Raw genomic sequence first — 23,240 nt, 5'->3', positions numbered from 1 at the left:
GTGACCGAGCCGACGACGATGGAGATGCGCCATCGCGGCCATAACCCTTCGGGCAAGGGCATTTTCCGGTGCGGGTCTTCGTTGCATCCTCGGTCACAGAGCGCGTTGCTATGCTCCCTCGGATGCGCCTCGATTCGCACCGGAAAATGCTCCTTGCGATCGGTACAGCGACTTCTTCGGAGCTTCCCTAAGTGCCGCGCCGGTGCCTTGGTCATCCCGAGCGCAGCTATCTATTGCGGGGTGGTGGCTTGAAGTAAGCTCACACGCTTGGTTGCGATGCCGACGGCATCCGGATCGCTCCCCTTCTCCGCGAGGTGGAACTGCGTGAGCGCATCGGCTTTATCGCCTTGCGCTTCATACGCGTCGCCGAGCAGCACGTGCAGACGTCCGTCGTCGTGCACGGAAGCGATTCCCTTGATGAGCACGGCTTGTTCCAAGACGTAGAGCTGACGGCGCTGGTAATCGAGCGCGAGATCGATGTACGCTTCGCGCAGATACGGATACAACTCGATCGCTTTGGCGTATTGTGCGACCGCGCGTTGCCAGTCGTCCTGCATGTCGGCCAAGTAGCCGTAGTTCACGAATGTCTCGGCACGCTCCGGTGCGAGTTTAAAGGCGAGATCGAGCGTCCGCTTTGCATCGTCGGGCCGGTTCGCCTCGAGATAGGTCGCCGCCAAATTGTCCTCGCACTGGTATGAGTCCGGCTCGATGAGCAGGCAATGCTTGAATTGCACGATCGCCTCGTCGTATTCGTGCAGGTCGAGCAATACCAAACCCAAGCCGTTGATGGCGGTGAGATTTTGCGGATCTTCATCGAGCGCGCGGCGGTAGTAGATCTCCGCCTCGGCCGGCTGACGGATTGCCTCGAAGACTTGGCCGAGCTCACCTTGGATCGCCGGATCGGTCGGAAAATCGCGCGCGAGCCGAACCATGTCGCTCTCGTACTGCGCGAGATCGCCCTTACGTTCGTGCAATTGGACCAAGTCGTTGACCGAGTCCGTTCCCGGCAATGCCGCGTTGAACTGCGCGATCGCGTCGTCGACGCGGTTCTCTTCGGCGTAGACCGTGCCCAGGCGGTTGTGCGTTTCCCGATCGTTGGGCGCGTGCTCGAGAATCTCTTGGTAGAGAAATGCGGCCCGGTCGATCTGTCCGGTCCGGAAGTAGAGGTCGCCGAGAAAGCGCTTAGGCGCGATCTCATCGGGATGCAGCATGACGTAGGCAGAGAGGCGCCTGATCGCGCCGGGCATATCGCCTGCCGCGATGCGTTCCCGCGTCGCACGGATCGCTCCGGCCGGGTCGGCGGGGAAACCGTCCAAGATCGACTTGACGAGCGATGGGTTATCGTACAATTGCATGTCGGCCGCGGCGGGCGCCGCGACCAAGAGTGCCAGGGCAACGAGAGCGGCGCCGATTGACAGGCCCAACTTCATGCTCGGCCCTCCTTTGGTTCGTAACCCCATAGTACACCGATCAGAACGCCTGGGCAGCATCCGCCGTGACTTTAGCCGGCAAAGCTTTAGCTTTGACGGCTAGGGCGACAGCGCGAGCGCAGCCGCGCGACCTTAGCCGGCAAGGCGTTAGCTTTGACAGCCGAGACGACAGCGCGAGCGCAGCCGCGCGACTTTATCTCGCAAAGGTTCACCTTTGACAGCCGAGACGACAGCGCGAGCGAAGCCGCGCGACTTTAGCCGGCAAAGCTTCAGCTTTGACGGATAAAGTCGTCTAGTCCTTACAGTTTTCGGAGATGCCCTCGAGAATCCGTACGAGCGTCGCTCGGTCGTGCGGTGAGAAGCCGCGCAGCGCGTGTTCGGTCTCCCGATCGATGATCGCCGAGAGGACCGGCTGCAGACTGCGGCCCCGGTCGGTGAGATAAATACGGACCGAACGGGCGTCCTGCGGATGTGCTTGCCGGGCAACCAATCCGTCGCGCACCATCCGCTGCACGGTACGGGTGATCGTCGGCATTTCCACGTCGAGGCGGTCCGCGATCTCGCGCGGCGTCAGCCCGTCAATCTCCCACAGGTGCCGCAACACCTGATACTGTCCAAGGCGAGAGCCCGATTGTTGCAGCGCGCGGTCGACGCGGGCACGGATCGTTCTGACCGTGTTCCCGAGCGTCTTGACAACGTCGCGCTCGGCGCTCATCGCACGAGCGGCAAAACGTTACTCGGTGTGTAGGGATAAAACGTCATGATCAGGATGAGCGCAAAGCACGCAGCGGCGCTAATCCACGCGAGCGGGGCGAACGGATGCACGTCATGCGCGTGCGCGTGGGGATCGCGCGAATACATCGCGCGAATGACCTTGGCGTATGCATAGAGCGAGATCGCGGTCCCGACGATCAAGACGGCGCCGAGCCACGCATATCCGGAATCGACGCTGGTCGAGAGGATGAGGATTTTGCCGAGGAACCCGGCGGTCGGAGGCAAGCCGGCCATAGCGAGCAGAAAGAAGGTCATCAGCGCGGCCGTAACCGGGCGGCGGAATCCCAGACCGCGGTAGTTGGCCAGGCGCGAGCCTTGTTCGTGTTCGTCGGAGAGCAGCGCCGCCACGCCGAACGCGCCCAAGTTCATGAACGTGTACGCGACGAGATAGTAGATCGCGTACCGCAGGCCGAGCGCGCTTCCACCGGCAAAGGCGGCGAGAATGTAACCGACCTGCGCGATACCCGAATAGGCGATCAGCCGTTTGAGGTCGTGCTGCGCGAGCATACCGACGTTGCCGGCGATCATCGAGACCGCGGCAATAATCCACACCGGCAAGAGCAGGCGTTGATCGACGCCGGCCGGCAACGCCGCGTAGATGAAGCGCGCGAAGACGGCGAGCGTGCCGGCCTTGGTCACCACGCTCATGAACGCGGTAACGGGAAGCGGCGCGCCTTCGTACACGTCGGGCGACCAGGCGTGAAACGGAACCAGCGAGAGTTTGAACGCGATGCCGATCAGAAAGAGCCCCGCGCCCATCCACGTCAACGGATTGCCGGCGAGTGCCGGGTTGACCAGGTCCGCGAGCGCCACGCTGCCGCTTGCACCGAAAAGCAGCGCCATCCCGTAGAGCAGAAATCCTGAGGCCATTGAGCTCAGAATAAGGTACTTGAGCGCGGCTTCACGCGCGGTGGGGCGATCGGCCACGCCGCAAAGACAGTAGAGCGCGAGCGAGAGCAGCTCGAGTCCGAGGAAGATCGTCATCAAGCTGCCCGCACCGGCCATCAGCATCGCGCCGCACGTCGACCACAAGAGCAGCGCGATCGAGCCGTACACACGCGCGCGCTCGCCGGTCGTGCCGTAGAGCACCACCGAACCGAGCGCGCCGATCAGGATGATCTCTTGGAACACCACGCTGAAGCCGCCGAGGATAAACGCACCGCCGAAGGCGGCGTAATCATGGCCATACTGCGTGGCGCAGACGATGCCCGCGGCCAGCAGACCGGCCACCGCAAGGCCGATCGCAACCCCGCGATGGAGATTCTTCGGCGCCGCCAGATCGGCGAGCAACACCACCAGGGCGGTCACCGCGACGATGGTGAGCGGCGCGAGGGCGCCCCAGTCGGCGCTCGTAACGGTGATGTTCATCGTACGATCCCTTGAACCGCGAGCGTGAGCACGTGCGGGTTGACGCCGACGAACACCAGCGCGAGCACGAGCGGCGCGAGCGCGATGCCTTCGATCCACGAAAGATCGGCGCGCACCGGCAGATCGGGAATCTCGGGTCCGTTCATGATTCCCTGATAGAGACGCAGCATGTACGCCGAGGCGAGCACGATCGGAATGAGCGCGAGGATCACGGCCCAGATCCAACCAGCCTGGAACACGCCGGTGAGAATCACGATCTCACCCGCGAAACCCGCCAGGCCCGGCAATCCCAGCGCCGCCAGCGACGCGATCGTGAGCGCGCCCGCGAGGCGTGGATTGACCGCGGCCAGACCGCCGAGCCGCGTCAGCGAGCGCGTCTCCTCGCGTGATTCGATGTATCCCAAAATCAGGAACAATGCTGCTGAGAAGAGGCCGTGCGCGATGATGTAGATCAGCGCGCCGGCCAGTGCGATCGGATTGAACGTGGCGATCGCAATGACGATCAACCCCAAATGCGAGAGCGAAGAGTACGCGACGACGCGCTTGGTATCGGTTTGCACCAGCGCGGTCAGCGCGCCGTAAAGCAGCGAGATCACGCCCAGGACGACGAACACCAACGCCGAGGCGCGCAGATAGTCCGGCATGAGCGCCATGCCGATCACGATCAGACCGTACAGCCCCGCTTTCGATTGCACCGCGCTCACAACCGCGACCATGGGCGCGGGCGTGTCGGAATAGGTCAGCGGCATCCAGGTATGCAGCGGCCAGATCGGCGTCTTGACCAAGAACGCGAACGCGAAGCCGGCAAAGATCCACGGAACCCAACTGCCGATCAAATGCACGCCGCCGCGCCCGATCACGTCGGTCGAGCCGAAGAGCACGCCGAACGCGGCGGTAGCAAGCAAGAGCGTCAGGCCGCCGGCAAAGTTGTAGATGAAATAGCGCCAGGCCGTCGCGTGATGTTGCCCCCAGCCGATCAGCGTGAAGAACACGGGCAAGAGCATCAGATCCCAGAAGAGCGCGAAAACGAGCAGATCGCGCGCCAGGAAGACGCCCATCATCGTGCCCTCGAGCAAGAGCAACTGCCCGATGAACGCGGCGGTCCGCGGCACGTTCACCGAGAGCACGGCACAGAACGTGCACAGCGCGAGCAGCAGCACGAGCCAATACGAAATACCGGTATTGCCGAAGTGGAACGCGGATTCGAACGGACGCGAGAGCCAGCGGAAACTCCACTCCTGACCGTTCGCCGCGATCGCGATGCCGAAGGTTGCCGCAGCCACGATTGCTCCGGCCGCTCGCGATGCCGTCCCACGCTCGTCGCGCAGCCCGAGCATGACGAGGCCGACGACGATCGGCAGTAGGATCAGCGCAAGCACCATCTCAGCGAATTCCTCCCGCGACGATCGCGTAGTACACGACGAAGCATGCGACGCCGAAAACCAAGAGCAGCGCATACGCGCGCAACAGGCCGGTCTGGAACGAACGCACCAGCGCGCCGAGCCACTGCGCCGAGATCGCCGTTTCGCGTACCGCGCCGTCGACCACGTGCGGATCGAGATACCGGCTGAAGATCGTGCCGAGGAACTGCGAACTGCGCACGAAGAGCAGATCGAGTGCCGCATCGAAATAGAATGCGTTGGTCAAAACCGCCGGCATGTGAACCGACTCGCGGCGCAGCCATTCGATCGCGTTGGCCGTAGCCGCCGCGCTTCCATAGCGAAGGTACGCGAAGGCGATGCCGACCAGCACGCAGGCGAAGGTTATGGCGCCGGTCACGCCTTCGCTCACCGGCGTCGCGGCCAGCGCCGGGTGCGGGAACTGTTCGGCGAAGAAGCGCGCCCAGGGCGAAGAATCGCCGCCGAACATGATCCAGCCGATCAGCACCGTGAACGGGATCAGGATCGCGACCGGAACGATCATGAACCACTGCGCGCTGGGCGAGTGGTGTACGTCTTGCGGTTCGTGCGTTTGCGCCACCGCGTCGTGAGCGGACGGGGTGCCGGCAAGTTCGGGATGACGAATGCCCAAATCGGACGGATCGACGTCGCCCCGGTAGGCGCCGAAGAACGTGACGAAGAGCAGCCGGCACATGTAATACGCGGTGATGCCGGCGGTTACGATGCCCAGCGCGTAGAGCCACGGATAGCCGTGCGCCAGCACACCGTAGATCACGAGATCCTTACTGAAGAACCCGCTTCCGATGTACGGAATACCCGAGATCGCAATGACGCCGGTCAGCATTGCGACGAACGCAAACGGCAAGCGCTTGATCAGGCCGCCCATCCGGCGCACGTCCTGCTCGTCGTGCAGCGCGTGAATGATGATGCCCGAACCCAGAAAGAGCTGCGCCTTGAAGAACGCATGCGTGAAGAAATGAGCGATCCCGCCTTCGTAGGCGCCGACGCCCACGCCCATGATCATGTAGCCGATCTGTGACATCGTCGAGTAGGCGAGGATTCGTTTGATGTCCCACTGGGCGCAGCCGAGAATCGCGCCCAGCAGCGCGGTGAGACCGCCGATCGTACCGACGACCACCTGCGCGTCGCTGTTCTGACTCCACAGCGGAGCGCAGCGCGCGATGAGATACACGCCGGCGGTGACCATCGTGGCTGCGTGGATCAGCGCAGAGACGGGGGTCGGGCCCTCCATCGCGTCGGGAAGCCAGGTATGCAGCGGAATCTGCGCCGATTTCGCGGCCGCGCCGATGAAAAGGCAGATGCAGATCACCAAGAGCCACGGCGTGGGGTACGAGCCCGCAAACGCAAACGCATCGCCGAACGTGATCGAGTGCACCGACGAAAAGATCGCAAAGATTGCGAACATGATGCCCACGTCGCCCACGACGTTGATCACGAACGCCTTGCGCGCCGCGGCAACCGCACTCGGCTTGAAGAACCAGTAACCGATCAAGAAATACGAAGCCAAGCCGACCAGTCCCCAGCCGACGAGCAACCCGACGAAGTTATCGGAGAGCACGAGGGTGAGCATCGCGAAGACGAAGAGGTTCATCTGCGCGAAGAAGCGTGCGAAGCCGCGATCACCGTCCATGTAGCCGATCGAGTAGACGTGGATCAAGAAGCCGACGCCGGTGATGATCAGCGTCCAGAGCAATGCGAGCGGATCGAGCAGCAGGCCGAAATCGAAGCCGGGGAACCAACTGAACAGCGTTTGGTGCGCGCCGACCAGATCGACCCCGCCGGTGCTGACCTTCTGCGTCGCCGAGCCCCACAGCATCAAGGTCGCGACGAACGAAGCGCCGATCGTCGCCGAACCCAGCGGGCCGGCCAATCGGCGCAGCTGCGGGCCGAAGGCCCAACATACGATCGCGCCCGCGAGCGGCAAGAGCCAGAGCGCGATCAGCACCGGATACGATCCCTCAACCCCCATCACGTGATGCAGCATCGTCGGCGGCCCTACTATCCTTTCATCAGCGCGACGTTGTCGACGTCGACGACTTCGCTGCGCCGGAACACGGTCACCACGATCGCGAGGCCGATCGCCGCCTCAGCGGCAGCGACCGTGATCACGAGAAAGACGAAGATGTGTCCGGCGTTATTCAACCAGGCGCGCGCAAAAGCGGCGAAGAGCAGATTGGCCGCGTTGAACATCAGTTCGATCGACATCAGCATGATCAAAGGGTTGCGCCGCACGAGCACGCCCGCGACGCCGATGAAAAAAATCACCGCCGAAAGTCCGACGTAATTTGCCACCGGGACCGTCATCGGAACCATTAGTCCCCCTCCCGCAGAATCGCTTCGCGCATCTCGCGCCGCACTTCCTCGGCGTGCTTCTTGCTCGTCGTGTACGGCGCTTGATCGCCTGCCAGCAGCACGACGCCGATCACCGCGACCATCAGAATCAGCGCTGTGATCTCGAACGGCAAGAGATATGTCGTAAAAAGCGCGGTTCCGAAGTCGGCCACCGAACCGAACACGCCGGCAGTACCGGCCGGTCCGAGCGTCGAGCCTCCGGCCGCGCTCGCCGGCGTCACGACCGCCGTATGCGCCAGCGACCACGTCAGAAAACCGAGTGCGATCACGACCAGTGCGACCGCCGGATAGACGATCCTCGGCAGACGATCGGGGCCGGTCGCAAAGGGCGCGACCCCGCTGGAGAGCAACGCAATCACGAACAGGAACAAGACCAGAATCGCGCCGGAGTAGACGATCAATTGAATGACCGCGAGGAACTCGGCGTTGAGGGTCAGGTAGGTCGCTGCAAGCGCGACGAAATTCAGCAGCAGCGCGACCACGCTGTACACGGGCTTGGGCGCCGTGATGCACCACATCGCCGAAGCGATGAGCACGACCGCCAACCCCCAATACAGGATCATCCGGCAAGTCCCCGGCGCTCGGTTTTCAGGATCGTGCCGCGGTGCGTCGCGTCGTACCCGGTCTGCACGTCGACCGTCGATTTGACGTCGGCGACGCGGCCGAGATCCGAGGGAATGCCGTTGGGCCGCTCGTCGGGTGGCGTGCCGACGCCGGCCTCCGGCGGAACCAGCAGCCGATCCTTCGCGTAGATGAACGATCCGCGGCGGTAATCCGACATCTCGAACCGCGGCGTGAGCACGATCGCGTCGGTCGGACACGCCTCTTCGCACATGCCGCAGAAGATGCAGCGCAGTTCGTCGATTTCATACCGTGCCGCGTACCGCTCCGCGGGCGAGACGCGGTTCTCCGGCGTGTTCTCGGCGCCGATCACGGTAATCGCATTGGCCGGGCATGCGCTCGAACAGAGTTCGCAGCCGATGCAGCGCTCCTTGCCGTCGGCGTAGCGGCGCAGCTCGTGCAGTCCGTGAAAGCGCGGTGCATGCTGCTTCTTCACCGACGGATATTCGATCGTCGGGCGCTTGGCGAACATGAACTTGAACGTAATGCTCAGGCCCTTGAGAATCGCCCCGACGTTGTAGAGTTGTTTGCGCATGAGTTAGCCCCGCAGCGCGACGTAGATCGCGGTGACGATGAGATTGACCGTGGCGATCGGCAAGAGCACCTTCCAACCGAACGCCATCAGCCGGTCGTAGCGAAAACGCGGAAGCGTCGCGCGTAGCCACATGTAGAAGAACATGAACGCTCCCACCTTGATCAGGAACCACACGATGCCCGGGATCGGAACCGAACCCAGGCCGACCGGCGCGTTCCAACCGCCCAGGAAGAGCAGCGCGGCGATACACGAGACGGTGAGCATGTTGACGTATTCGGCGATGAAGAACAGCCCGAAGCGCAGACCCGAATACTCGGTGTGAAATCCGGCGACCAATTCGGTTTCCGCCTCGACCAAATCGAACGGCACGCGATTGGTCTCCGCCACCGCGGTAATCACGTAGATGAGGAAGCCGACGAGCTGCGGGCCGATGAACCACCAGCGCGCCTGCGCGTTGACGATCCCGTCGAGCGAGGTCGTGCCCGCCAGAATCAGCACGCCGATCAGCGAGAGCGACATTCCCAGTTCGTAACTGATCATCTGCGCCGTCGAGCGCACGCTGCCCAGCAGCGGATACTTCGAACCCGAGGCCCATCCGCCGAGCGAGATGCCGTAGACGCCGATCGAGGTAATCGCGAGCAGCAGGAGGATGCCGGCGTTGACGTTGCCGATTGCCCACGTGCCCGACGAACCCGCGCCGAACGGAATGATCGCGTACACCGAAAATGCGGTGAGCAGCGAGATGAACGGCGCAAGCCGGTAGATCAGCGGATCGGCGCTCTTCGGCGTCAGATCTTCCTTGAGAATGAGTTTCGCCGCGTCAGCCGCCGGTTGCATCAGCCCCCACGGACCGACACGGTTGGGCCCCGGACGCAGCTGCATCCACCCGAGCACCTTGCGCTCCGCCAACATCGCATACGCAAACGAGGTAACGACGACAAGCAGCAGGATCGCCGATTTGATGAGAATGACGAGCCAATCAGGCATGCGTTACCGCCCTCACGCGATCGTCGTGTGCGGCCGTGCCGCCACCGTCCCAGAGCGTTCGCGGCGTGCGCGCGCGCTCGTCGCCCTGGCGCAACGCGCCGCTGTGATAGAGCGCGTCGCCGAACTCGCCGGCAAAGGGCGAGGCTGCGCGCGCGATCACCGCTGCGTCGAGTTCTTCGATGGTCGGAAGCGCCAGATCGAACTGTTGCGCGAGCCCGATGAGCATCTCGAGATCGGAGAGCGGGCCGGCCGGCGCTTCCAGCGAGGCGTTTACCGGCAAAAGATCGCCGGCCAGATTCACGGTCGTCCCGGTCTTCTCAAACGCGCCCTTGGCCGGTAGCACCAGGTCTGCAAGCTGCGCCGTCTCGGTCATGAAGAGTTCGCTCACCATGACGAACGGCAGAGCGTTGAGCGCGGCCCGCACGCCGTCCGTATCCGCGGCATTGCGCAGCGGGTTGACGCCGAAGAGCGAGAGCGCGCCCAATTTACCGCTCCGGGCGGCATCGAACATCAGCGCGCCGTCCATGCCGCCGTCGATCGGCAGCATGCCCATCGCCTCGGCTCCGCGCGCGTTGCCTTGTTCGCTCGCGATATACGTTTTTGCCTCCCGTCCGCTCGACGTTTCGGCGAGTGTCTTGCCGAGCGCCAGGTCGACGCCGTCCCACACGATCGCCAAGCGTGCGCCGGCGGGAATTCGTGCGATGACCTGCGCGGCGTTTTCCGCGTCGACGTGGTGAATCTGCGCGCCGGACCGCTTGGCCTTGATCGCGCGCAGCCACAGCACCGGCGCCAGTTCAGCCGGCGTTTGACCGCCGATGACGATCGCATCCGCGCGTTCGAGATCGGCGTACGTGCCCGAGCGCCGGCCCGGTGAGGCTTGCTGCTGACGCCCGGCGCGCCAATCGAGATTGCGTACGCCCAGCGCGCGAAAGACGTGTTGCAACAGATACGCTTCTTCATTGAGAAGGCGCCCGCCGCCGATCGCGCCCACGCCGGCATTCGAGCCGCGCGCGTCGCGGATCGAGCGCGCCCAGAGCACGAAGGCGTCGTCCCAACCGATCTGAACGAAGGTTCCGTCGCGCAGGTAGAGTGGCTGCGTGATCCGCTCGGGAGAACGGTAGAAGCCGATGTTGTAGCGCCCGCGGTCACAGAGCCAGCCGTCGGAGATCGCGTCGTCATGCTCGACCGACATCGTGCGCAGCGGCTCGCCGTAGCGCACGTCCGAGAACTGTTGGCATCCCACCGGACACTGCGTGCACGTCGTCTGCGTCCGATTCAAATCCCACGGACGCGATTTGAAGCGATAGGTCTTCGAGGTGAGCGCGCCCACCGGACACAGTTCGGTCACGTTCCCGGTGAAGTGATGCCGGTATGGATCGCCGGTCGCGGTCGCAATGATGTCGTTGTGCCCGCGATCCTTCACGATCAGTTGCCGTTCATCGGCGATGATGTCGTCGAAACGCACGCAGCGCTGACAAACGACGCACCGCTCTTCGTCGAGCACGATCGTCGGGCCGAGATCGACGCCCTTCGGTTTGCTCAGTTTCGGATCGGCGACATCGGAAGATCCGCGGCCGTACGCCATCGCATAATCTTGTAAATCGCACTCGCCGCCCTTGTCGCAAATCGGACAATCCAGCGGATGATTGACCAGGAAGAGTTCCAGCACCATGCCGCGCCCGGTCTTGGCCTTCTCACTCTGCGTGTGCACCGCCATGCCCTCGGCGACCGGCGTGTTGCACGCGATCTGCAGCTTGGGCATGCCCTCGATCTCGACCAGACAGATGCGGCACAATCCGGCCGGACCGAGCTTGGTGTGGTAGCAATAGACCGGAATCTCTTGCTTGACGGTCTTCGCCGCCTCCACCAGCAGCGTGCCTTTCGGAACGCTCACCGGCACGCCGTCGATGGTCAGGTTTACCAATTCTGGACTGTCAGCCATTCTCTCTATGACTCCGGGGCAAGCGCTTGCGAGACGTTCGCTAAGCGAAAACTCGAAGTTTTTGCGCCATTCGCAGGATGCGATCTTCCATTGGACGTGGCGCAAAAACTCGGTAGCAGGAGCGCCGCACGATGCGGCGCGAGGAGCGGTTTCGCGAGCGAACGTCTCGCGAGCAAAAGCCCCGGGGTCATACCCTCACCGTTTCCTTGAGGAGGCGCGCTTCGAACTGATCTGGGAAACGATTGAATACGGATAGTAAGAACGGTTCGATCGAGTCGCCGAGCGGGCACAGGTTGAGGCCGGTGATCATGTGACCCACGCGTTTGATCATGTCGAGATCGCTGCGCAGACCGCGGCCTTCGACGAAACGATGCAGCACACGCTCGAGCCAGTGGCCGCCCTCGCGGCAGGGCGTGCACTGCCCGCATGATTCGTGCGCGTAGAACCGCACCATGTTCAACGCCGCTTTGACGAAATCGGTCGTGTCGTCGAAGACGGTGAATGCGCCCGAGCCGAGCATCGAGCCGGCTTTGGCCATCGACTCGTAGTCGTACGGCCAGTCGAGGTGTTCTTCGAACACGCACGCGGACGAACCGCCGCCGGGCTGCACCGCCATGAACGTGCGTCCGGGGCGCAGTCCGCCGGCTATCTCGATCAGCTCGCGCAGGGTGGTGCCGAGCGCCACTTCGTAGTTGCCCGGCTTCTGCACGTGACCGGAGATCGAGACGACCTTGTAGCCTTTGCTGCGCTCGCTGCCGACGGCAGCGAACCAATCCGCGCCCCGCTCGAGGATCGGCACGAGATAGGCGAGCGTCTCGACGTTGTTGACGACGGTCGGCATACCGTAGAGTCCCGCGACCGCAGGGAACGGCGGCTTCAGGCGAGGTTCGCCGCGCTTGCCTTCGAGCGAGTTGAGCAGCGCGGTCTCTTCGCCGCAAATGTAGGCGCCGGCACCGCGATGCGGGGTGACCTCGATACTATAGCTGCTCCCGAATACATTGGCGCCGAGCAGTCCGGCCGCGCGCGCGTCGGCGATCGCCTTGGTGAAGATCTCGAAGCCGCGCTTGAACTCGCCGCGAATATAGATGTACGCATGCGTGCAGTTGATTCCGTACGCGCCGAGCAGGATGCCCTCGAGAATCAGATGCGGCGTTTCCTCGAGCAGCATGTGATCCTTGAACGTGCCGGGCTCGGCTTCGTCGCAATTGCACACGAGATAGCGCGGGTTGTCGTTCTTGGGCAAGAACTGCCATTTGCGCCCGGTCGGAAATCCCGCGCCGCCGCGGCCGCGCAGCCCCGACTTATCGGCCGCCTCCATCACGTCGGCGGGTTTGAGTTCGCGCACCGCGCGCTCCCACTGCTTGTAACCGCCGCGCTCGCGATACGCGTCGATGTCGCGCAGATCCGCCTCGCCGATCCCGGCGGTCAGGATTTTAGTGACCGGCATTTGAACCATTCCCTTTTAATCCTGAGCCTGTCGAAGGACGCTCCTCTTCCACGATCTCGGCGATGCTGCGCGCGTCGCGGACGAAGCGCTCTCGCGTGCGCGCGACGAACGACGCGCTTTCCGTCACGAAGTGATCGAGCATGATCGCGCCGCTCGGATCGCCGACTCCGCCGGCATTGTCGGGATCGGTGGAGGTGAGCGTTCCCGGCGACTTTCCCCCGGTGCCGATGCTCGCGTCCTGGTTTACCTTCCAGGTGCGATCGGGCTTGGCCGTCTGCGCCATCGGTTTGACCGGATACGTGCCGTTGCGCATCGCTTCGATCATCGAATCGATCGCCTGCGGCGTGAGAGAGTAGACGAATTCCAAATTGACCTGCATGCACGTCGCACGGTCGCATGCGGCAAGGCACTCGACCTCTTCATACGAGAACAGCCCGTCATCCGTCGTTTCGAGCGTACCGATGCCGAGCTTCTCGCGAAAATACGACATGATCGACTCGGCGCCGTTGAGTTCGCACATCAATCCGCGGCAGACTTGCAGCACGTACTTGCCGACCGGTTTGCGGAACAGCAAAGTGTAGAACGAAACCGTCGCCTCGACTTCCGCCGCCGTGAGGCCGAGCAGATCGGCCACAAAACGAATCGCCTCCGGCGAAACGTAGCCCTGGCGCTCCTGAAAGAGATGCATGATCGGCAACAGCGCCGAGCGCGGCTGCTCGTAGAGCGCAACGAGGGCTTGGCATCGCGGCTTGAGCTCCGCCGCCAATGCGCCAAAATCGAACGCTTCCGTCGTGCTCACTCGCGAACGCTCCCTTGTCGCTTCCCCGCAGGATGCGACCCTTCGAGGCTCGCCTTCGGCTCGCACCTCAGGGTGACGGAGCAACGGTCATCCTGAGGTGCACGAGCGCGCAGCTTCGGCTCGCACCTCAGGGTGACGGAGCAACGGTCATCCTGAGGTGCACGAGCGCGCAGCTTCGGCTCGCACCTCAGGGTGACGGAGCAACCGTCATCCTGAGGTGCACGAGCGCGCAGCGCGAGTGCCTCGAAGGACGCGAGGAGCGGTTTCGCGGGCAAACGCTGAGCGCGCGATCGCGGCGGCATCAGCGATCCACCTCGCCGAAGACCGGGTCGAGCGAGCCGATCATCACCACCAGGTCGGCGATCAGGTTGCCGGGAGCGATGCCCTTGAGCGATTGCAAATTGTACATGCTCGGTGGGCGCGTGCGCACGCGATACGGTCGGTTCTCGCCGTTGCTGACCAGGTAGTAGGCCAATTCGCCGCGTGGCCCCTCGACCGCCTGATAGACGTCGCCAGGCGGAACGCGGAAGCCTTCGCTCACGATCTTGAAGTGATGGATCAGCGCCTCCATCGAGAGCACGATCGTCTCTTTCGGCGGTGCGAAGATCTTGGTGTCGTCGATCGCGTACGGTCCGGGCGTGCGCAGCTTCTCGCGCGCCTGCCGGATGATGCGCATCGATTGTTCCATCTCATCGAGGCGCACCAGGAAGCGTGCATAGGCGTCCCCCTCGGCGCGCGTCGGTACGTCGAACTGGTATTGATCGTAACCGCAGTACGGAAACGCTTTGCGCACGTCGTAGGCGACGCCGCTTCCGCGCAGCGCCGGACCGGTCACGCTCCACTGAACCGCTTCCGCGGCGCTGAGCACGCCGACGTCGATCGTGCGGTCTTGGAAGATCGGATTGGCCTGAAGCAAGCCGCGCAGTTCCTTCATGCGCCCGGGGAACTTCGCGATCAGGGCGTCGAGCCGATCGGCGTATCCGTCCGGAAGATCGCCGTTGACGCCGCCGACCCGAATGTAATTGGGATGCATGCGTGCCCCGCCGGCGGCTTCTTGCAGGTCGAGAATGTTCTCGCGCAGATCGAAGCAATAGAAAAAGACCGAGATCGCGCCGAGGTCGATGCCGTGCGTTCCGAGCCACACGCAATGGGAGGCGATCCGGCTGAGTTCGGCATTGAGCACGCGAATGTGGACGGCCCGCTCGGGGATCTGATCGGTGACGCCGAGCAACTTCTCTACCGCGAGCACGTAGCAGAGCGCATTGGATGAGGGCGCAAGATAGTCCATGCGCTCGGCGTTCGTCTGCCCGTGCGACCAGAACAGGTTCTCCATGTTCTTTTCGATGCCGGTGTGCAGATAGCCGATCTCAGGCTCGGCGGTCAGCACCGTCTCGCCTTCGATCTCGAGCATGATCTGCAGCACGCCGTGCGTCGAAGGGTGCTGCGGCCCCATCGAAAGCACCATCGCATTGCCCTCGTGCGAGACGATCTCGGGCGTGAGGGGTGTGGTCGACATGGTCACGTGGACTCACGCGCTTTCTTTATTTGTTCTTGCAAGGCTTCCAGGGTGCGGCCTGTCGGCGGAGTGCCGGCCTGCACGTTGCTTTTCAGCCCGAAGGCCGGCCGCGGCGAGCGTTCACGCGCCGGACCACGCAGCGGATAATCTTTGCGGAGCGGATGACCTTCCCAATCGTGCGGCATTTGGATCCGGCGCAGATCGGGGTGCCCGTCGAACGCGATCCCGAACAGATCGAAGACTTCGCGTTCGGCCCAGTCGGCCGACTTCCACAGGTCGCTGACCGTCGGAAGAGTCACCCCTTCAGCGCACCCGCAACGCACGCGCAGACGCGCCGGCCTGCCGACCTGCGCAACGCTCGCTGCGCTCGTCGGCATCTTCAGCAGATGATAGACGACTTCGAAGCGCGGCGTACGGCCGAGATAGTCGACGGCGCCGAGATCCAGCAGCATCGAATAGCCTTCGGCCTTGAGCGTCTCGAGCCGGGCACGCACGTCCGCCGGCGCAACGACCTCGATGGCCGCGTCGTCGATGGCCGGACGCACGCCGGGCGGATCGATCGCGGTTCCCGCAATCGGCGGAGTTTGTGTGGACGGCATAGATGTGTTAGATCCCTCGACTTCGCTACGCTGAATTTACCCTGAGCCCAGTCGAAGGGCTCAGGATGACAGAAACAAGACTACGCTCTCGCAAGGATACCGCCGCGGCCACCTTCGCGAATTTGTTGCTGGATCAAATTGACGGCATAGAGCAGGCCGTCGGGAGTCGGCGGACAACCGGGCACGTAGACGTCGACGGGGATGACCGTGTCGACGCCTTGGACGATCGCATAGTTATCGAACACTCCGCCCGAACTCGCGCACGCGCCCATCGAGATGACCCATTTCGGGTCGGCCATTTGGTCGTAAAGGCGTTTGACGACCGGCGCCATTTTCTGTGCGACGCGCCCCGAGACGATCATCAGGTCGGCTTGACGCGGCGAGCTGCGAAAGACTTCGGAACCCAGGCGCGCGATGTCGTACTCGGCGGAAGTGACCGTCATCATCTCGATCGCGCAGCAGGCCAAGCCCATCGTGAGCGGCCAGACCGAGGAGCTCTGCGCCCAGCGCGCGACGTCGTCGAGGCGAGCGAGGAGAAATTGGCCCGGGCCTATCTCCACACGAACCCCCCTTTCTTCCATACATAGGCATAGCCGATCGCGAGCACGATGACGAAGACGATCATCTCAAGCAGCCCAAAAACACGCAGCGCGTGCATCCTCACGGCCCACGGATAGAACGAGGCCGCCTCGACGTCGAAAATGACGAAGAGCATTGCGATCAGATAGAACCGGACCGGAAATCGGCCGGAGACGGCAGAGGTCGGCTCAACGCCGCATTCGTAGGCCTCTTGCTTCTGCGGATTGGGTTTGGCCTTGCCGAGCAGTCCCGGCAAGAAGGTAAAGAGCAGTGCCGCAGCTAGTGCGACGCACAGGTAGATCGCAACCGGTCCATACGGGTTCATGGCTTGTGATTTTTTTCACAAGCCCCGCCAATTGCCTCCCTTTGGCGGGCAGGGAACCAGCCAATGGACCCCTGGGAACCGGATCGGAGGCCCCGCCGTTTATCCAATCGTAAGAGGTAGCATGCGCAAAGCGGTTCTCGGCCTGGTTTTTCTTCTCGCGATGGGCGATAGCTGCAACAACGGCGTGGTCGGCGTTCAAGATTACGGTGCGGTCACGGGGCGCGTTCTCGATGCGACCACCAACCGTCCGATCGCAGACGCGATCGTCTCGGTCGGCTCGCTCTTCGTCGTCACCGCGGATGCAGAGGGCGCATTCACCCTCCCGCACGTACCGGTCGGCTTGCAAATGGTGACCGCGCGGATGCCGGGATTCACGACGACGTCCTACACGCTCCGCGTGAAAAAAGACGAAACCGCGCAAGCCGGCTATCTGCGGCTGGTCTCGATCACCAAACCCGACTCGGTGCCGACATTGCCGCCGCCCGCCACCCCGACGCCGACGGTAACGATCGTGCCGACCTACGTTCCACCGGGTTACACGCCGGGCGCCTCACCGAGCGCGGCGGCGAGCCCAACGCCCACGCTCACGCCATCGCCGTTCGCATCTACGCAGCCGTAACGTTCTCATGGTGAGCGTAGGCGCGAAGTGCTGCGCTCGGGATGACAAACGTTCTCAGCGCAGGCGTAAGCCGGCGAGGTCGAGATCGTATTCGATCGCACTGAAGATATCGTCGGGAATCTTTCCCTCGCGGCGGAGTTGCGTGATCTCACGGCGCTCGGCATCGAGCGCGGCCAATTCGAGGCGCCGGTCCGATTCGCGCTCGTCGCGCGCTTCGCCGGGTCCCTCGTCGTCGAGTCGGCCCTGCAATTGTTCGATCCGGCGTTGGTACTCTCCGAGAAGACGCCCGACCGCTTCCATTTCACCGGGTTTTCGCGCCTCGGGCTCGACCGAGCGCAGATAGCGCTCACCTTCTTGGAGCGCGCGTATACGGATCGCCGTTTCTTGCGATTGCCGCTGGTGCGTTTCGCTGATTCCCAGCGCGCGAATCAATGGATCGAGCGAAAGCCCTTGCAATACGAGCGTCACCACGATCACGCACAGCGTGGCGAAGATGATTTCCGAGCGGTGTATCAGCGGCGCACCGTGTGCGTCGGTGTATGGCAGCGCGAGCGCCGCGGCGAGCGAGACGATGCCGCGCATCCCGCTCCATCCGATCACGAAGATCCAACGCCATGACGGCAGCGGATCGCGCGCGCGGATTTGTGGAATGAGCCGCGGCAGCCACGCAGCGGGATAAGCCCAGGCCATGCGCAGCACGATCAGAACCAGGCTGATCCCGAGACCGAATATCGCAGCGGTCGCGAGCGAGGGGAGTGCGCGAACGATTCCGGGCAGTTCCAAACCGATCAGCAAAAAGACCAGGCCGTTCAAGACGAGCAACATTACGCGCCACACCGCGCTCGCAATGAGCCGCTCCTCGGACGACATGATCGTTTGCGCGCGCCGGCTCGAGTAGATGCCGGCCGTTACCGCCGAGAGCACGCCGGAAACGTTCAGCGCGTCGGCCGGCAGATACGCTGCGTACGGCGCGAGCAGAAACACGACGTTGGAGATCGTCGCGTCGTCGAGCTCGAAGCGTGCCAGCACGCGCAGCACCAACTCGATCACCAGGCCGATCGCCAGACCGCAGAGGACCCCGCCGACGATATTGAACACGAAGGCGAGCGGGGCCGAGGCAAGTGAGAACGTGCCCGTCACGAAGGCTAGGAGCGCGAAGCGATAGATCACGAGCGCGGTTCCGTCGTTGACCAAGGCCTCGCCGGTGAGGACCGCCACGATGCGCCGCGGGACGGCAAGCCGTTCGAAAACCGCCTCGGCGGCAACCGCGTCGGGCGGCGATACGATCGCACCGAGCACGAACGCCGCGGCCCACCCGTAGCCGGCGAGCGAGTGCGCGAGTGCAGCGACCACGAACGTCGTTACGATCACGAGAACGACCGCGTACAGCGTGATCGGCCGCAGATTGCGTCGGAACGCGAACCAATCGGTGTTCCAGCCCCCGGAGAAGAGCAGCGGCGGGAGGACGATCAAGAACAATAATTGTGGGTCGAAGCGCGGTTGCGGCAGTCCGGGAAAGAACGCGAGGATCAACCCGACGACGACGAAGGCGACCGGATACGGAATGCGCAAGCGCTGCGCTAGGATCGCCGAGGCGACGATCGCGCTGAGCAGCGCGACCAGGAGCAACGCCTCGTTCATCGTGCGAGCCTAGATCGTCATTCCGAGCGCGCGCAGATCGAGCGCGTACCCGCAGACCACCAAGAAGACGCCGCCGGCCTGCGCGGCCAGCTGCTGTTTCATCCGTCCGAGCACGTCGCGGAAGAGGCGCGCCGAGACGGCGACCGGCACGATGTCCCAGCCGACCTCCTCGGCGACGACGATCACCTGCGCGCGCGAGTCGAGCATGGCTTGCGCGAGGTGCGCGGCTTCTTCGTCGATCTGCGATTGGAACGCCGCGAAATCGCGTTCCAGGATGTCGATGTGGGTCGCGATACGTGCCGCCAGCCAGGTGCCGAGGGCGTCGACGATAATGCACTGCTCCTCGGTCGCGTCGCGAAAGAGAGAGGTGAGGCTTTCGTGGGCCAGCGACGCGCTCTCGATCAGCTCCCAAGTCGCGGGTCGATCGTGAATGTGGCGTTCCAAGCGCGTGTTCCATTCGCCGTCGCCCGAATCGCGTATCGACGTTGCAACGTAACTTACGCGCCGGCCCGACGACTGCGCAAGTGCGACCACGTAACGGCTCTTCCCCGAGCGCACCGGCCCCGTTACCAGCGTAACCGCCATGAGAGCAAGCCTTCTCCGCTGCCGAGTTGAATCACTCGCGGATGGCGATACGCGTGGTCCTCGTGGTCATCGGCATCCTCCTCGTGGCCGCGAGCCTCAACGATCTTTTCCAGTCCGTGATCGTGCCCCGCGCCGTCGGCCGGCGCTACCGCCCGAGCTACTACCAGACGCGGGGACTCTGGTCGGTGTGGCCGGCCCTGGCGAATCGCATGCATGCCCGCAACGAGGACGCACGCGAGGATTTCCTCGCCGTTTTCGCGCCGCTCAATCTCGTTCTGATGTTGATGCTGTGGTCGCTGCTGGTCCTGATCGGGTACGGTCTCATCTTCTACGCCCTGCGCGAGCAAGTTCACCCGGCGTTGACGACGTTCGGCGAAGCGTTCTACTTTGCGGGCACCTCGTTCTTCACGATCGGATTCGGTGATTTTGTCGGCAACACCGGCATCACCCGTTTGGTCTCGCTCGCGGCCGGCGCCTCGGGATTCGGCATCATCTCCACCACGGCGGCCTTTCTCTTCGCGATCTTCGGTGCTTTTCAGGCGCGCGAGCAATTCGTCGTCGCAGTCGGTGCTCGCGCCGGGTCACCGCCCAGCGGCGTCGGTTTGCTGCGGATCGCCGCGCACATCGGCATCGCGAAGGACCTTCCGGCGTTGATGCGCAGCGCGGAGACCTGGTGCGCGTCGTTGATGGAGACGCATCTCGCCTATCCGATCTTGGCCTACTTCCGATCGAGCCACGATTACGAATCGTGGGTCGGAACGCTCGGCACACTGCTCGATTGCGCGGTCCTCATGATGACGACCGTCCAGTGCGACGCGGGAGAGGCGCGCATTCTCTACAACATCGGCCGCCATGCGACGCACGATCTCGCGCGCTATTTCCGGCTCGAGGGCAGCGAGCACGATCCCGGCATCACGCGCCGCGACTTCGATGAAGCGTGCACGCAATTGGAAGCAGCCGGGCTCGCGCTGCGCGACGACCGGGACGGCGCCTGGAGACGCTTCGCGGAGTTGCGCAGCGGCTACGCCGGCCATCTCAACGCCCTCGCCGGCTGGTTCTGGATTCCTCCGCTGCAATGGGTGGGCGACCGTTCGCTGATCGCGACGGATCACATGCGCGAAATTCTGCCGCCGGGCGCGCTGGCAAAGCTGGACAAGCTTCAAAAACCGTGAACGCGATCGACCTTGTGCAAAAATGCAAGTGCATCGCCGATAGGAACCGTAAACCCGATCGAGTGTTCGTCGTCGAAGCGTGAGTCGGCCAGGCCGATGATCTGGCCGGTATCGATCAAAAACACCGGACCGCCGCTCTCTCCGGGCACGATCTGCAACGTCACTTCGAGCGCGTCGTTGCGAATCGAGGAAAGCAGTCCGCTGTCGAGCGAGGTTGCCAACCCCAACTGCTCGTCGGAGAACTCATCCGGAATCGGATACCCCAGCAAGCCGACGTCGCGTCCGATTTGATTGCGCACGTCCGCGGCGCCGATGTGCAGCGCCGGAAGATTCGCGCGCGGCGTGCGCACCAACGCGACGTCGGTATCGTCGTTGACCGCGACGACGCGAGCCGGAACCTCCTCGCGATTGCCGATCGTGGCGTGCAGGTCCCATGCACCGTCGACGACGTGTTCAACGGTGAGAATGTCGCTTCCCCACGTTCCGCTCGCGACGACGAAGCCGGTGCCGTAGGCCTCGTCGTAACCGTCTGCCTTTTTCTCCGGCGGAATCCGCATCGTCAGCAACACGACCGACGGCGTCATCGCCCGCACCAGCGCGACCCGGCGGTCGTCCGGATATCGCGGCGAACACGCCGCCAGCATGACGAGCACGGCCGCCAGCGCGGTCAGGCGCATTGCGCAATTCTCGCCCGCAGCGTATCGAGTCCGGCTCCGGTCTTTGCACTGAGTGGAATCGCTTCCCTCGACTCCGCAGCTTCGCTGCTACGCTCGGGATGACAAACAGCATCGATTTTATTGAAGACGAGCAGACGCGGTTTGGCGTCGAGTTCGAGTTCGTGCAAGAGCGACTCCACCGCGACGCGCTGACGCGGCCAGTCGGGATTGGAGGCGTCGAGCACGTGCACCAGCAGGTCGGCCTCGCGCAGTTCCTCCAGCGTGGCGCGAAACGCGTTGACCAGATCCTTGGGAAGATCGGTGATGAAGCCGACGGTGTCGGCTACGCGAACGTATTTTTCGGGTGCCAAGTACACGCGCCGCACCGTCGGGTCGAGCGTCGCAAAGGGCTGATCGGCCACGTGCACGTCGCTTCGCGCCAGCGCGTTGAGCAGCGAGGATTTGCCGACGTTCGTGTATCCCACGAGCGCGACCAGCGGCTCGCGACGCGGTGCGCCGCGCCGCGTGCCGCGCTGCCGCCGTACGTCCTCGAGCTGGCGCCGCAGCACGCTGATGCGGCTCTGAATCCGCCGGCGATCTACTTCGAGTTTCGTTTCACCGGGACCGCGCGTGCCGATTCCGCCGCCGAGTCGCGAGAGATCGGCGCCGACGCCGATGAGATTCGATTGCCGATACCGCAACTGCGCGAGCTCGACCTGCAGCTTCCCCTCGCGGCTGCGCGCATGACGGGCAAAGACGTCGAGAATCAGCATCGTGCGATCGGCGATCGGCACCGGAATGACCTTTTCCAGGTTCTTGCGCTGACGGGGGCGCAGATCGTTGAGCACGAGCACGAGTGCGGCGTCGAGTTCCACCACCAGATCCGCGATCTCGCGGGCTTTTCCGCTGCCGATCAACGTCGCGGGATCGAGATGGTCGCGGCGCTGCACGACGCGCGCGACGATCAGCGCGCCGGCCGCTTCGGCCAGCGCTTCGAGTTCTACCAGTTCGGGGTCGAGCGGTCGCTCGGGGTCGTGGGTGTCGACAGCGACGACAATCGTTCGATCAGCCAGCGGAGTCCCTCATTGTAGTGTGGTCCGGGACGGAAGAACGCGTTGTCTACGCGCCGATCCGTGATGACGAACACATGTCCTTCGCGCACCGCGCGCAAGCTCCGCCACGGCTCGCGGTCTTCGACCGCGATCAGGCCCGCGTCGGAATCGGAAACGATCGCGTCAGGCTGCACGCGCAGGAGCGCCTCGCCGCTATATTGGCCCCACGGCGCGCGCAGGTCGCCGGCCGCGTCCTCTCCGCCGGCAAGCTCGATCAACTTTGCGATGTACGACGACGGACCCACGGTCCAAATCGGACTTGCTCCGACGGCGACGAAAACCGATGGACGATACGTGCGCCGAATCACACCGGCGCGAAGACGCGCCGTCTGCGCCTGCAGCCGCGCGACCTCCGCTCGAGCCCCTGCCGCGTGACCGGTCAACGCGCCGAGCGTCCGCAGATCGATGAAGATGTCGTCGTACGTGTTGTCGGCGATCAAGACGACGCGGATTCCAAGGCGCCGCAAAGGCGCGACGAGCCGCGACTGCGAGGGAATGCCGACGACGAGATCGGGATGAAGGGCGATGATCCGCTCCGCGTCGACGCTCGTAAAATCGGCGACGCGCGGCAAGGTGGCCGCGTTCGGTACGTCATCCGAAAATTCCGAGACACCGACGAGCTGCGCGCGCGCGCCGATCGCGGCGACGTCTTCGGCCAGGGCCGGCGTGAGCGTAACGATACGTAGCGCAAGCAGGAGGTGCAGGAGCACCAGGCTCCCTTCGCGGCAGGTAACGCCACCCGCCTCTCCAATATCCGCGA

The 23,240-nt window shown here is 63.8% G+C and carries 23 protein-coding genes; 2 read left to right on the top strand and 21 right to left on the bottom strand.

Features of this window, described 5'->3' with window-relative positions:
- Positions 1-230: 230 nt before the first annotated feature.
- The 16 genes from VMF11_11225 to VMF11_11150 form a co-directional block, all read right to left on the bottom strand.
- Positions 231-1,430: a tetratricopeptide repeat protein gene (locus tag VMF11_11225; protein HTU70878.1), complete on the bottom strand. Its 1,200-nt coding sequence runs from the start codon at positions 1,428-1,430 to the stop codon at positions 231-233.
- A 292-nt stretch (positions 1,431-1,722) separates the two neighbouring features.
- The gene (locus VMF11_11220) at positions 1,723-2,145 is read right to left on the bottom strand and encodes a MarR family transcriptional regulator (GenBank protein ID HTU70877.1); all 423 of its coding nucleotides are present in this window, start codon (positions 2,143-2,145) and stop codon (positions 1,723-1,725) included.
- Positions 2,142-3,572: an NADH-quinone oxidoreductase subunit N gene (locus VMF11_11215; GenBank protein ID HTU70876.1), complete on the bottom strand. Its 1,431-nt coding sequence runs from the start codon at positions 3,570-3,572 to the stop codon at positions 2,142-2,144. The genes VMF11_11220 and VMF11_11215 overlap by 4 nt, the downstream gene beginning before the upstream one ends.
- On the bottom strand, positions 3,569-4,954 hold the full coding sequence (locus tag VMF11_11210) for an NADH-quinone oxidoreductase subunit M (GenBank protein HTU70875.1): 1,386 nt from the start codon (positions 4,952-4,954) through the stop codon (positions 3,569-3,571). Before VMF11_11210 ends, VMF11_11215 begins: the two co-directional genes overlap by 4 nt.
- Position 4,955: 1 nt before the next feature.
- Entirely contained in the window at positions 4,956-6,977 is a 2,022-nt protein-coding gene (gene nuoL / locus VMF11_11205) for an NADH-quinone oxidoreductase subunit L (GenBank protein HTU70874.1), read from the bottom strand.
- A 14-nt stretch (positions 6,978-6,991) separates the two neighbouring features.
- On the bottom strand, positions 6,992-7,306 hold the full coding sequence (nuoK, locus tag VMF11_11200; GenBank protein HTU70873.1) for an NADH-quinone oxidoreductase subunit NuoK: 315 nt from the start codon (positions 7,304-7,306) through the stop codon (positions 6,992-6,994).
- Entirely contained in the window at positions 7,306-7,908 is a 603-nt protein-coding gene (locus tag VMF11_11195) for an NADH-quinone oxidoreductase subunit J (GenBank protein HTU70872.1), read from the bottom strand. The genes nuoK and VMF11_11195 overlap by 1 nt, the downstream gene beginning before the upstream one ends.
- Positions 7,905-8,501, bottom strand: coding sequence for an NADH-quinone oxidoreductase subunit NuoI (gene nuoI / locus VMF11_11190; GenBank protein ID HTU70871.1), 597 nt, complete (start codon positions 8,499-8,501; stop codon positions 7,905-7,907). Before nuoI ends, VMF11_11195 begins: the two co-directional genes overlap by 4 nt.
- A 3-nt stretch (positions 8,502-8,504) precedes the next feature.
- The gene (gene nuoH / locus VMF11_11185) at positions 8,505-9,488 is read right to left on the bottom strand and encodes an NADH-quinone oxidoreductase subunit NuoH (GenBank protein HTU70870.1); all 984 of its coding nucleotides are present in this window, start codon (positions 9,486-9,488) and stop codon (positions 8,505-8,507) included.
- Complete coding sequence (locus tag VMF11_11180) at positions 9,481-11,430, bottom strand: molybdopterin-dependent oxidoreductase (GenBank protein HTU70869.1); 1,950 nt, start codon at positions 11,428-11,430, stop codon at positions 9,481-9,483. Before VMF11_11180 ends, nuoH begins: the two co-directional genes overlap by 8 nt.
- A gap of 187 nt (positions 11,431-11,617) precedes the next feature.
- Positions 11,618-12,877 (bottom strand): NADH-quinone oxidoreductase subunit NuoF, encoded by a 1,260-nt coding sequence (gene nuoF / locus VMF11_11175; GenBank protein ID HTU70868.1) that lies wholly within the window; start codon positions 12,875-12,877, stop codon positions 11,618-11,620.
- Positions 12,864-13,676: an NAD(P)H-dependent oxidoreductase subunit E gene (locus VMF11_11170; protein HTU70867.1), complete on the bottom strand. Its 813-nt coding sequence runs from the start codon at positions 13,674-13,676 to the stop codon at positions 12,864-12,866. Before VMF11_11170 ends, nuoF begins: the two co-directional genes overlap by 14 nt.
- Positions 13,677-13,977: 301 nt before the next feature.
- Positions 13,978-15,192: an NADH dehydrogenase (quinone) subunit D gene (nuoD, locus tag VMF11_11165; GenBank protein ID HTU70866.1), complete on the bottom strand. Its 1,215-nt coding sequence runs from the start codon at positions 15,190-15,192 to the stop codon at positions 13,978-13,980.
- A 2-nt stretch (positions 15,193-15,194) separates the two neighbouring features.
- The gene (locus VMF11_11160) at positions 15,195-15,791 is read right to left on the bottom strand and encodes an NADH-quinone oxidoreductase subunit C (GenBank protein HTU70865.1); all 597 of its coding nucleotides are present in this window, start codon (positions 15,789-15,791) and stop codon (positions 15,195-15,197) included.
- Between the two features lie 80 nt (positions 15,792-15,871).
- Positions 15,872-16,351, bottom strand: a complete 480-nt coding sequence (locus tag VMF11_11155) for an NADH-quinone oxidoreductase subunit B family protein (GenBank protein ID HTU70864.1) — start codon at positions 16,349-16,351, stop codon at positions 15,872-15,874.
- On the bottom strand, positions 16,342-16,695 hold the full coding sequence (locus VMF11_11150) for an NADH-quinone oxidoreductase subunit A (GenBank protein ID HTU70863.1): 354 nt from the start codon (positions 16,693-16,695) through the stop codon (positions 16,342-16,344). The genes VMF11_11155 and VMF11_11150 overlap by 10 nt, the downstream gene beginning before the upstream one ends.
- Positions 16,696-16,816: 121 nt before the next feature.
- On the opposite strand from VMF11_11150, the gene VMF11_11145 reads away from it, so the two are divergent.
- Positions 16,817-17,314, top strand: coding sequence for a carboxypeptidase-like regulatory domain-containing protein (locus VMF11_11145; GenBank protein ID HTU70862.1), 498 nt, complete (start codon positions 16,817-16,819; stop codon positions 17,312-17,314).
- Positions 17,315-17,368: 54 nt separating this feature from the next.
- Here VMF11_11145 and VMF11_11140 read toward each other — a convergent pair whose 3' ends face one another.
- Together VMF11_11140 and cobU are read right to left on the bottom strand one after the other, a co-directional pair.
- Positions 17,369-18,955 (bottom strand): Na+/H+ antiporter, encoded by a 1,587-nt coding sequence (locus VMF11_11140; GenBank protein HTU70861.1) that lies wholly within the window; start codon positions 18,953-18,955, stop codon positions 17,369-17,371.
- Between the two features lie 9 nt (positions 18,956-18,964).
- Positions 18,965-19,540: a bifunctional adenosylcobinamide kinase/adenosylcobinamide-phosphate guanylyltransferase gene (gene cobU / locus VMF11_11135; GenBank protein ID HTU70860.1), complete on the bottom strand. Its 576-nt coding sequence runs from the start codon at positions 19,538-19,540 to the stop codon at positions 18,965-18,967.
- A gap of 41 nt (positions 19,541-19,581) precedes the next feature.
- Between cobU and VMF11_11130 the strand changes: the two genes are divergently transcribed.
- Entirely contained in the window at positions 19,582-20,712 is a 1,131-nt protein-coding gene (locus tag VMF11_11130; protein ID HTU70859.1) for a potassium channel family protein, read from the top strand.
- Here VMF11_11130 and VMF11_11125 read toward each other — a convergent pair.
- The 3 genes from VMF11_11125 to VMF11_11115 are packed head-to-tail and all read right to left on the bottom strand — an operon-like array spanning position 20,700 to position 23,190.
- Positions 20,700-21,389, bottom strand: a complete 690-nt coding sequence (locus VMF11_11125; GenBank protein HTU70858.1) for a serine protease — start codon at positions 21,387-21,389, stop codon at positions 20,700-20,702. The two genes, VMF11_11130 and VMF11_11125, sit on opposite strands and share 13 nt — an antisense overlap.
- Positions 21,380-22,375, bottom strand: a complete 996-nt coding sequence (gene hflX / locus VMF11_11120; protein HTU70857.1) for a GTPase HflX — start codon at positions 22,373-22,375, stop codon at positions 21,380-21,382. The genes VMF11_11125 and hflX overlap by 10 nt, the downstream gene beginning before the upstream one ends.
- Complete coding sequence (locus VMF11_11115) at positions 22,369-23,190, bottom strand: helical backbone metal receptor (GenBank protein HTU70856.1); 822 nt, start codon at positions 23,188-23,190, stop codon at positions 22,369-22,371. The genes hflX and VMF11_11115 overlap by 7 nt, the downstream gene beginning before the upstream one ends.
- Between the last annotated feature and the right edge of the window lie 50 nt (positions 23,191-23,240).

The organism is Candidatus Baltobacteraceae bacterium (assembly GCA_035502855.1).
Taxonomy (GTDB): domain Bacteria; phylum Vulcanimicrobiota; class Vulcanimicrobiia; order Vulcanimicrobiales; family Vulcanimicrobiaceae; genus Aquilonibacter.
Note: the sequence above shows the minus strand (reverse complement) of the source record. Positions and strands in the feature narration are given on the sequence as shown.

Bases quoted from the DNA above. Each gene is read 5' to 3' on its own strand.
- VMF11_11225 (HTU70878.1), bottom strand. From the start codon at position 1,430: ATGAAGTTGGGCCTGTCAATCGGCGCCGCTCTCGTTGCCCTGGCACTC.
- VMF11_11220 (HTU70877.1), bottom strand. From the start codon at position 2,145: ATGAGCGCCGAGCGCGACGTTGTCAAGACGCTCGGGAACACGGTCAGA.
- VMF11_11215 (HTU70876.1), bottom strand. From the start codon at position 3,572: ATGAACATCACCGTTACGAGCGCCGACTGGGGCGCCCTCGCGCCGCTC.
- VMF11_11210 (HTU70875.1), bottom strand. From the start codon at position 4,954: ATGGTGCTTGCGCTGATCCTACTGCCGATCGTCGTCGGCCTCGTCATG.
- nuoL (HTU70874.1), bottom strand. From the start codon at position 6,977: ATGCTGCATCACGTGATGGGGGTTGAGGGATCGTATCCGGTGCTGATC.
- nuoK (HTU70873.1), bottom strand. From the start codon at position 7,306: ATGGTTCCGATGACGGTCCCGGTGGCAAATTACGTCGGACTTTCGGCG.
- VMF11_11195 (HTU70872.1), bottom strand. From the start codon at position 7,908: ATGATCCTGTATTGGGGGTTGGCGGTCGTGCTCATCGCTTCGGCGATG.
- nuoI (HTU70871.1), bottom strand. From the start codon at position 8,501: ATGCGCAAACAACTCTACAACGTCGGGGCGATTCTCAAGGGCCTGAGC.
- nuoH (HTU70870.1), bottom strand. From the start codon at position 9,488: ATGCCTGATTGGCTCGTCATTCTCATCAAATCGGCGATCCTGCTGCTT.
- VMF11_11180 (HTU70869.1), bottom strand. From the start codon at position 11,430: ATGGCTGACAGTCCAGAATTGGTAAACCTGACCATCGACGGCGTGCCG.
- nuoF (HTU70868.1), bottom strand. From the start codon at position 12,877: ATGCCGGTCACTAAAATCCTGACCGCCGGGATCGGCGAGGCGGATCTG.
- nuoD (HTU70866.1), bottom strand. From the start codon at position 15,192: ATGTCGACCACACCCCTCACGCCCGAGATCGTCTCGCACGAGGGCAAT.
- VMF11_11160 (HTU70865.1), bottom strand. From the start codon at position 15,791: ATGCCGTCCACACAAACTCCGCCGATTGCGGGAACCGCGATCGATCCG.
- VMF11_11150 (HTU70863.1), bottom strand. From the start codon at position 16,695: ATGAACCCGTATGGACCGGTTGCGATCTACCTGTGCGTCGCACTAGCT.
- VMF11_11145 (HTU70862.1), top strand. From the start codon at position 16,817: ATGCGCAAAGCGGTTCTCGGCCTGGTTTTTCTTCTCGCGATGGGCGAT.
- VMF11_11140 (HTU70861.1), bottom strand. From the start codon at position 18,955: ATGAACGAGGCGTTGCTCCTGGTCGCGCTGCTCAGCGCGATCGTCGCC.
- cobU (HTU70860.1), bottom strand. From the start codon at position 19,540: ATGGCGGTTACGCTGGTAACGGGGCCGGTGCGCTCGGGGAAGAGCCGT.
- VMF11_11130 (HTU70859.1), top strand. From the start codon at position 19,582: ATGGCGATACGCGTGGTCCTCGTGGTCATCGGCATCCTCCTCGTGGCC.
- VMF11_11125 (HTU70858.1), bottom strand. From the start codon at position 21,389: ATGCGCCTGACCGCGCTGGCGGCCGTGCTCGTCATGCTGGCGGCGTGT.